The sequence below is a fragment of the Aestuariivita sp. genome, from assembly GCF_049276915.1.
Classification (GTDB): Bacteria; Pseudomonadota; Alphaproteobacteria; order Rhodobacterales; family Rhodobacteraceae; genus Aestuariivita.
Window position 1 is genome coordinate 1 of the sequence record NZ_JBASXK010000156.1, and the last position, 3,830, is coordinate 3,830.

The 3,830-nt window shown below is 55.7% G+C and carries 3 protein-coding genes and 1 tRNA gene; all 4 read left to right on the forward strand.

Annotation, left to right across the window (positions count from 1 at the left end; all coding sequences use genetic code 11):
• Positions 1-87: 87 nt before the first annotated feature.
• The 4 genes from WAO69_RS16420 to WAO69_RS16435 all read left to right on the forward strand — a co-directional run bounded on the left by WAO69_RS16420 (position 88) and on the right by WAO69_RS16435 (position 3,747).
• Positions 88-177 (forward strand) — tRNA-Ser (locus WAO69_RS16420).
• 449 nt (positions 178-626) lie between these two features.
• Entirely contained in the window at positions 627-1,967 is a 1,341-nt protein-coding gene (locus WAO69_RS16425) for a flavin monoamine oxidase family protein (RefSeq protein WP_422181109.1), read from the forward strand.
• A gap of 143 nt (positions 1,968-2,110) precedes the next feature.
• On the forward strand, positions 2,111-2,422 hold the full coding sequence (locus WAO69_RS16430; protein WP_422181111.1) for a hypothetical protein: 312 nt from the start codon (positions 2,111-2,113) through the stop codon (positions 2,420-2,422).
• Between the two features lie 110 nt (positions 2,423-2,532).
• A complete protein-coding gene (locus WAO69_RS16435; RefSeq protein WP_422181113.1) occupies positions 2,533-3,747 on the forward strand; it encodes an MFS transporter in 1,215 nt (404 codons plus the stop codon).
• Positions 3,748-3,830: the final 83 nt, after the last annotated feature.

The following is a 3,830-nucleotide window of genomic DNA, read 5'->3' on the forward strand; positions in this document are numbered from 1 at the left end:
CGGCAATTTTCCCCATGGGGGCCTGCCCATTTCCTCTTGCTCATAGGCGTCTTGCACCCTAAACCCGGCCGCGTTGGACCAGCGACCGGGGAGGTGGCAGAGTGGTCGAATGCGGCGGTCTTGAAAACCGTTGGGCGTGAGAGCGTCCCCAGGGTTCGAATCCCTGTCTCCCCGCCAGAAACAAGTCGCGAACCCAATACGAGGCCCCCAACGGGGCCTTTTTTCTTTTGGTTTCAAAGGGGTTTAGCGGCGGCGACCGCCCTTCGGAGACTGATGAAATGCCCAAAATCAGTCTCTGAACGCCGTTTGTCTCTAACCGACCGCCCTAGGCCTTCAGAAGGGCGCATTCAAAAAGTGCAGCATTTTCAGTGTGTTGGTTTTTTTGGGCAAGCGCCCTTTTCGAAGTCTCAAACGGTAGCGCAATTCGTCGCTAATCCGCGGGACGGGCGCAGGGCGGTCGATATAGGCGGAGCGGTCATTCGCTGCGGGAAGCATCAAGGTGAGAGATGCGGACATTGCTGTCGTTGGCTTCACCGCGTGTCTAACTCAAAAAGGGCTTTGGGCAGCGGTAGAATCGCGGTAGTTGCCACATTAAATGATTGAATGTTCTTTCAGTGGAGGAGCCCATGAGGACGCCTGCCAATCTCTCCCGGCGAACCGCGCTTGGGATCATCGGTTCGATTGTTGCCACTCCAGCATTGGCAAACCTTCCGAGTGGTGATGTAGATGTTGTTGTAATTGGTGCCGGGATTGCCGGTTTGTCGGCCGCGCGGGTTTTGATAGACGCTGGGCATACCGTCACTGTCATCGAAGCAGCTGATCGGATCGGAGGGCGGGCCTACACCGATACAGAGACGTTCGGAGTACCGTTCGATCATGGCTGCGCAGAGATCAATCACGCACACATGAACCCGTGGGCCGCCTACGCCAAACGCGCAGGTTTTGATCTTCACGACGCCACAAACGCGGGTTCGACGTATTACGTGGACGGGGTCCTTGCAAATTCCGCCCAGCGCGCAGCTTACAACCGGGCTTGGGGTGCCGTAACCAGCGCTTTGGCGAAGGCAGGGGAAGCGGGCTTGGATGTGGCTGCCAGCAGTGTTTTGCCTGAAGCTATGACAGGGATGGGTGCGGCGCAGACATGGATTGGCCCGATGGACTGGGCGGTGGATTTCAAGGACCTGTCAACTGCTGACTACTGGAATTCCGAAGACAGCTCTCAGAACTATTGGGTTCCAGCCGGTTTAGGCGCTGTTGTCGCCGATTTCGGAGCTGGCATGCCTGTTTTTTTGAACACACCCGCGGCGCGTGTCGACTGGAGCGGTCAGGGCGTACAGGTGGAAACATCCAACGGAACAATCCGGGCAAAGGCCTGTATCTGCACAGTATCCACAGGGGTACTGAATTCCGGGGCGATCCGGTTTGGCAACGGTCTGCCCGCATGGAAAGAACAGGCGATCAACGACGTCCCGATGGGGCTTTTGGCCAAGGTCGCGTTAGAGTTTAAGGATACGCGACTGGGGCTAATCCCGAACCGCTGGCTTGACTACTATGTTCCTGATGAGATGCCTGCCGAGGCGTCGTACTTTCTGACTTGGCCGTTCGAGTATCCTTATGTGGTTGGTTTCATCGGTGGCGACTTTGGCTGGGAACTGTCTCGCGCTGGCGAAGCGGACGCTATTGACTTCGTTCTCGGGGAGATCGTTGAAATCGCTGGCTCCGACGCGCGAAACCAGTTCGTGAAAGGCAAGCTGACCGATTGGGCGACGAACCCGCTTGTGTTAGGGGGCTATGGCGCAGCGCGCCCCGGGCGCCATTCGGCCCGGGCCGATCTTGCCAGACCGGTCGAGGATCGCCTGTTCTTTGCGGGAGAAGCCATGGCCACACCATTCAACGCGCTGTGTTCGGGAGCGTTCTTCAGCGGTCGTGATGCGGCCAAGGATGTCATGGCAAAAGTGCTGACCTGAGTTTCACGAGCAGAGTAGAGCATAGACAACTGATCAGGTTTCAGCGATTAGTCTGTACGGCAGCCTTCGTCTTTTCAGCCCACGCAGTTTTCGCGGAAACGGTTTCAGAGCGGATCTTCCTGAAAACCCATCTGGGTAATTGCGTGTCCTACATGGAACAGCAGTGTTACCAGCCTAATGGAACAGCAACTTACGAAGTTCAACGCTATGATCCAGATATGCGCAGCATTCTGAGCGGCCTCTATGGTGACTGGTTTTGGCTGAACGAACGGATAGAGACCGTCTCGAAGGAAATCGAAGGCATCAGCCGCACGGACGGGAATTTCGGCCGATTATGCAACAAGTTCATGCGCTGCCCGCCGTGGTGGATAGCTTTGCATTTGTTGCAGCAACGGCGAGCTAGTTTAGCTTCAGCGGTGTCATCTCTTGGCATTCAGAAACCGACGACCAACTGAAGATCGCATCAGCTTTTGTCTTGCAAGGCTTCCACCCTGGAAGACTCTGCCAATCGTAGTTGTGGTTTTTTGGCTTTGTAAGTCTTTGATTTCCTATATCACACAGACACATGAAGCTCTCCGGCCCCTTTCTATTTATTTTGGCGACCTTACTGATCGATGCGATCGGCGTAGGCATCGTATTTCCGATTATGCCGGACCTGATGGAGCGTGTCGGCGCGGGCAGCACGGCACAAGGCGCGTTTTGGGGTGGCGTCATGATGTCTGCATATGCAGCGGCCATGTTCTTTTTTGGTCCGATCGTGGGCAGCCTGTCTGACGCATACGGGCGCAGACCTATTTTGATTGCTGCTCTTGCGACGCTGGCGATTGATTATGTCATCATGGCGATGGCGGAGACGTACTGGCTTCTGCTCGTTGGGCGCATCGTTGCGGGTATGGCCGGGGCTACATACATCACCGCAACAGCCTACATCGCAGACATTAGCAAACCCGAAGAGCGCGGCGCTGCTTTTGGTATGATTGGCGCTGCGTTCGGCATAGGTTTTGTTCTTGGTCCTGCGCTGGGAGGGATTGCCTCCGGCTGGCACATCACGGCGCCTTTTTGGATCGCAGCGGCGCTTTCAGCGCTGAATGTTCTGTTTGGTATCTTCGTGTTGCCTGAGTCTCTCAAGCCAGAGAACCGGCGCTCATTCGGAAAACGCGACCTAAACCCGTTTGGAGCTATTGCTCGGGCCTTCGCAGTCCCAGGTCTCGCAATTCCACTGATCTGCATCTTTGTGTTCGAGTTTGCCAACATGGTGTACCCAACTCTGTGGTCCTTCTGGGGACGCGAAGTCTTTGGATGGGACGGGTTTACTATCGGATTAACCTTGTCAGCCTATGGCGTGCTCATCGCTGTCGTACAGGCTGGAGTATTGCCTCAGATGACCAAACGGCTGGGTGACTACAAAACCTTGGTCATAGCCATTACCGCGGCTTTGATCGGAATGGTTGGGTTTGGATTTTCCAGCGCTGTCTGGGCGGTGGCCGTTGTCCTACCCATTGCGGCGCTTTCGGACATGGCGCCCCCCTTGATGACCGCCTTCGCAGCAAACAAGGTCGGCGAGGATCTGCAAGGCCTTGTGCAAGGCGTGATCTCATCCCTGTCATCCGTTTCAGCTGTACTGGCTCCTCTGGCACTGACCGGAGTGTTTAAGCGATTTGTGAACGCTGACGGGCTATATTTGCCGGGCGCGCCCTTTCTGTTTGCGGCGATTTTAGTTGTGGCGGTTGTTCCGCTAGTCTGGCGCCTCAGGTCCGATCATCCAATTGATCGAATTTGAAGTGTGAACGTTCGCTTTGGGGACAAAACATTGGCTGCTTTGGGCTCTCTACCGGCATTAGCTGCACTCAGCCTGAAGGTCTG

What these genes read in the sequence shown, in the direction of transcription:
- WAO69_RS16425 (WP_422181109.1), top strand. Translation starts at nt 627, where the DNA reads ATGAGGACGCCTGCCAATCTCTCCCGGCGAACCGCGCTTGGGATCATC.
- WAO69_RS16435 (WP_422181113.1), top strand. Translation starts at nt 2,533, where the DNA reads ATGAAGCTCTCCGGCCCCTTTCTATTTATTTTGGCGACCTTACTGATC.